This is a genomic window from Mesorhizobium sp. M5C.F.Ca.IN.020.32.2.1, assembly GCF_004023105.1.
Taxonomy (GTDB): domain Bacteria; phylum Pseudomonadota; class Alphaproteobacteria; order Rhizobiales; family Rhizobiaceae; genus Mesorhizobium; species Mesorhizobium wenxiniae.
The window spans coordinates 1-4,615 of record NZ_RZSX01000517.1; the positions used below are offsets into that span (position 1 = coordinate 1).

Below are 4,615 nucleotides of genomic sequence, written 5' to 3' on the forward strand. Positions count from 1 at the left end.
CTCTGGCGCTGATCGTCGCGCTGCTTGCCGGCCTCGACGCGACTTCCGAGCGAATATGGGCCGAACTCGAGACCCGTTTTCAATTTCAGAATAATCAGGAAGACCCCGGCGTCCTGCCAAGCAGTGCGTTCGCCATTGAGAGTGCGATGATGCGGGAGTTCAAGCTGATCGTCGAGGAAGCGCGGGCACGCAGGGCGGAATGGAACGACACAGACTAGCCGCCCATAAGAGGCGCTGGCTGAAAATCGCGAGCCCGGCGAGTGCGACGTTGCACCAAGTTCGCTTCGCTGCGGAGTGGCCAATCGAACGCTGCATAGGCTTGGCGACAATCAATTGATGCCAGTCACGCCTTGAGCCTCGGCCGCGGAGAGCCTTGCGCGGAGGGAGCCATATTTTTCTGGCCTGACTCGGAAACAATTCCGGCATGCCAGTGTTTAACGCACTGAGTGGGCGCGAGGCGCAGTTGCTTGTCGTTCAGGCGATCCTCCTTTGGAGTGTAACGGTACCGCCACGACAGAGCTTGAGGAGGTCAGGATCAACCCACTTCGAAGGTGCCGAGCGAGCCGAGGAAGGCCAAAGCGCATCGCGCCATCGGGCCTCTCTTCCAACGCGAACGGGCCTGACTTATGGCAAATCACGGCATGACCCTTCCGACGGTTCTTATCACCGGCAGCAGCGGCTTCCTGGGGCAGGCGATTGCGCGCGGTTTGATTGACCGCTACCGGGTTATCGGCCTCGATGTTGCAAAACCGAAGCATCCCCCCGCCGGCATGGAGACGATCGGGATCGATCTCACCTCCGATGAAAGCGTGAGTAGGGCTGTGGAGGCGGCACGCGAGCCCAGCGGCGGTCGCATCGCCTCGGTCATCCACCTTGCCGCCTATTACGACACGACCGGCAAGGACAATCCAAAATATGATGCCGTCACCGTGCAGGGCACGCGCCGGCTCCTGAATGCGCTAACGGCGATCGAGACCGAGCAGTTCGTGTTTTCCAGCACGCTTCTCGTCCATGCCCCAAGCCCGGGGAGGGGCACGAAAATCAATGAGGACTCGCCGCTCGACCCGGCCTGGGCCTACCCAAAATCGAAAGCCGAAACCGAGGCGCTGATTTCGAGGCAGCGCGGCGAATTCAAGACGGTGATCCTGCGGCTCGCCGGCGTCTATGACGAAGACTGCCGGGCGGCCTTTATTGCCCAGCAGATCGCTCGCATCTTCGAGCGCTTGCCGACCGCCTATTTGTTCGCCGGCGATATCACCGCCGGTCAGCCCTATCTGCACAAGGACGATCTCGTCGATGCGGTCGTGCGTACCGTCGACCGGCGCGCCGAACTTCCGGCCGAGACCGTGCTTCTGATCGGCGAAGAAGACACACCGTCATACGAGGAGATGCAGAAGCGCATCGGCCGGCTCATTCATGGCGAGGACTGGCGCACCTTAGTGTTGCCGAAGCAGCTGACGAAGCTGGGCGCGTGGGTGCAGACGGAGGTACTCGATCAGGACACCGACATCAAACCGTGGATGATCGAGAATTCGGACGATCATTACGAGATCGACATCTCGCGAGCCAAAACTCTGCTGGGCTGGGCGCCTAGACACAGCCTGCTGGACACATTGCCGGAGATGATCCGCCGGCTGAACCAGGACCCCACAGACTGGTACGCGGCCAACAAACTTGATCCGCCCGTTGTCGCGGCTTCGGATCCTGAGATCGAGCAGGCCGAAAGGCGACTTAAGGGACCGCTCGAACGAAGCAAGGAAGACGTCGAAGCGGCGATAAAGCGGCATCGGTCGAGGACGCTCTGGGCGCCGATGACCAACGCTGCGCTCGGACTGTGGCTGGCCACATCGCCGATGACAGTTGGCCTGTTCGACCCCGTCGCAGCCGCAATACCCCCCGCTCTGGGGCACGCTATTGCGGAGCCACAATTCCGCAACGCCGGTCTCGGTGTCAGCGAGATCGTTTCGGGCCTGCTCGTGACGGTCTTTGCGTTGATGGGGATGTTCCGGCGCTGGCGCTGGGCGCAGTGGGTCGCGGCGTCGCTCGGTCTTTGGGTGATGCTTGCGCCGTTGCTGTTCTGGACGACCAGCGCCGCGGCCTATGCCATCGACACGCTCGTCGGCATGCTGATCGTCGCCTTTGCTGTAATGATCCCGCCGACCCCCGGCGTCAGCCGCCGTGCGCTGGCGGCCGACGACGACCGCCCGCTGGGCTGGACCTATTCGCCATCCACCTTCACGCAGCGGATCCCCATCGTGGCCCTGGCCTTTGTCGGCCTATTCGTTTCACGCTATCTCGCCGCCTACCAGATGGGCCACATAGATGGGCTGTGGGATCCGTTCTTCGGCCCCGGCGGCGCGCCGGTACGCAACGGCAGCGAGGCGGTGGTGACGTCATGGGTCTCGAAGGGTTTTCCAATCGCCGATGCCGGGCTCGGCGCTTTTGCCTATAGCCTCGACATCCTCGCCGGCGCGATCGGCGATCGCCGGCGCTGGCGCACCATGCCGTGGATGGTGCTCCTCTTCGGTTTGCTGATCGTTCCGCTCGGCGTGGTCAGTGTGTCCTTCATCATCATCCAGCCACCGCTGATTGGCGCGCTGTGCACACTCTGCATCCTCCAGGCCGCCGTCACGGTGGTGCTGATCCCTTACTCGGTCGATGAGGTGCTGGCGACCATCCAATATCTCTGGGGCGCCACGAGGGCGGGCGAGCCGTTCTGGCGTACCTTCTGGATGGGCGGACCGGCGCTGTCGGAGAACCAGACACCTGACACCGACCTCGACCGCCCTGTGTCCGAGTTGCTGAAGGAATTCGTCACCGGCGGCGTTAATTTCCCATGGACGCTGGTAGCCAGCACGCTACTTGGCGCCTTGTTGATGACGACGCCATTGATCTTTGGCACACAACCACCGCTCTACTTCAGCGATCATGTAGTCGGCTGTCTCATTGTCATGGTCGCAGTCACAGCCATGGCCGAAGTTGTCCGGCCGGTGCGCTTCTTCAATGTAGTGCTTGGTGCATGGATCGCGGTGTCACCGTTCGTGCTTTCCGGCGGCGGGACCACCGCGATCGTTGCGAACGTTGCTATCGGTCTGGCGCTGATCGTGCTCAGCCTGTCGCGCGGCACACGCAGCAACCAACATTATGGCGGTTGGGATCGGGCGATTGTCTGAGTAACTCATAGCGCGCGCGCGTGACGATCTGCAAGAGCAGGTCAAGGAGAGATCGAGTTCCCTGAACGAGGCTCGGCCTGATCGGCCGGCTAGATTTGTTCGCCGAGCAGGATCCTCGCATCCTTGGCCGCGACGATGAACGCTTGGCGCGCGACCCTTGGCGGCTTTTCGCCGCGGATAACACCAAGGCAGGCTTCGATTGCAGCGAGCCGCGTCTTGGACGCTGGCGCTCACGGCCTAGGTTCTTGCGATCTCTAAGGTAATGCCACGAAGGTCCTTGATGGAAGCCCCCGGCCTCTGCCAACACAAGCAGAGGTGGCCAGAGCGCGGTGGCGCACTATGTCATCGCGCTCGACAGGCTCGACGAATGTATGGCGAGGTTCGGACGTTGTCCGCAAAGGCTGTGAACGACCATGATCTATTTCACGGCCGACACACATTTCAGCGATCCGCGCATTCTGCGCATCGATCGTCGCCCGTTCGGCTCGCTGGCAGAACACGATCGAGCGCTGATTTCGCTCTGGAACGAAACCGTCAGCCCGGACGACGAGATCTGGCATCTCGGCGATTTTGCGAGGGGATCGGCCGAATTCGTTTCATCGCTACTGTCTTCTCTTCATGGCCAGAAACATTTGATTATCGGCAACAACGATGGCGCAGCGACCATCGGCGCCGCAGGTTGGGCCAGCACTCAACATTATAAGGAGCTGACGATAGATGGCCGGTTGCTGATCCTTTGCCACTATCCTTTTCGCACCTGGAATCAGATCGGCAAGAAATCGATTGATCTGCATGGCCATTCCCACGGCAGACTGAGCCCGGTTACACGCCAGTACGACGCGGGCGTTGACAGCTGGGATTTTCGCCCGGTCACCCTTTCCGCCATCCTTGCAAGCCGACGGCGGCGAACCGTCGGCCGGTATATTCAACGCAAGTGATCAAAACGCAGATCATATCGGCTGTTGCCTAATGGCTGGTATTCTGCGTCGCGCGGTTGAGAAGCGCTTACGCGACTAGATTTGCCATGAACTCTGCACGCAGTTCATCCTCGTGTCCGAGATAACGGGGCGAAAAGTGCATCGGCACGGCATGTTCAACACCTGCAAGCCTGGCGATAGTGCCGGCTTCGGCTGCCGTGAGATGCCGCTTCGCTGCGGCCAGCTCGCGATCTTCCTGCAGGAAGCCGGCCTCGATAAACAACTGGTTCGCGCCGTGCGCAAGCGCAACGACACGCGCAATATTTGCCTCATTGAAGGCGAGATCGGTCGCATAGACAATCCTCTGCCCGGGACCGGTTCTCAGGGCTCCGGCACCGAGCAGTTCGCCGACCGAGATATGCCGATCCGCGGTTGCCGCCAGCGTCGTTTTCGGATCAGCCCCGCGCCGGACCGCACGCTTGGCTTCGCTCAACCAAGGTCCGACGCGCAAACCCAATGCTTCCC

4 protein-coding genes and 1 pseudogene are annotated in these 4,615 nt (G+C 61.3%); 3 read left to right on the top strand and 2 right to left on the bottom strand.

The annotated features are described in order from the left end of the window. The coding region (locus tag EOA86_RS38810; protein WP_164891922.1) for a hypothetical protein at window positions 1-218 on the top strand (218 nt) is incomplete at its 5' end. A 423-nt stretch (window positions 219-641) separates the two neighbouring features. After that, entirely contained in the window at window positions 642-3,173 is a 2,532-nt protein-coding gene (locus EOA86_RS23155; RefSeq protein ID WP_128343780.1) for an NAD-dependent epimerase/dehydratase family protein, read from the top strand. 89 nt (window positions 3,174-3,262) lie between these two features. Here EOA86_RS23155 and EOA86_RS23160 read toward each other — a convergent pair. Continuing rightward, window positions 3,263-3,376 (bottom strand): annotated as a pseudogene (locus tag EOA86_RS23160) (DUF982 domain-containing protein); the annotation flags it as partial. A gap of 210 nt (window positions 3,377-3,586) precedes the next feature. Between EOA86_RS23160 and EOA86_RS23165 the strand changes: the two are divergent. Beyond that, on the top strand, window positions 3,587-4,111 hold the full coding sequence (locus EOA86_RS23165; RefSeq protein WP_065006893.1) for a metallophosphoesterase: 525 nt from the start codon (window positions 3,587-3,589) through the stop codon (window positions 4,109-4,111). 67 nt (window positions 4,112-4,178) lie between these two features. Here EOA86_RS23165 and EOA86_RS23170 read toward each other — a convergent pair whose 3' ends face one another. After that, entirely contained in the window at window positions 4,179-4,583 is a 405-nt protein-coding gene (locus EOA86_RS23170; protein WP_164891923.1) for an MBL fold metallo-hydrolase, read from the bottom strand. Between the last annotated feature and the right edge of the window lie 32 nt (window positions 4,584-4,615).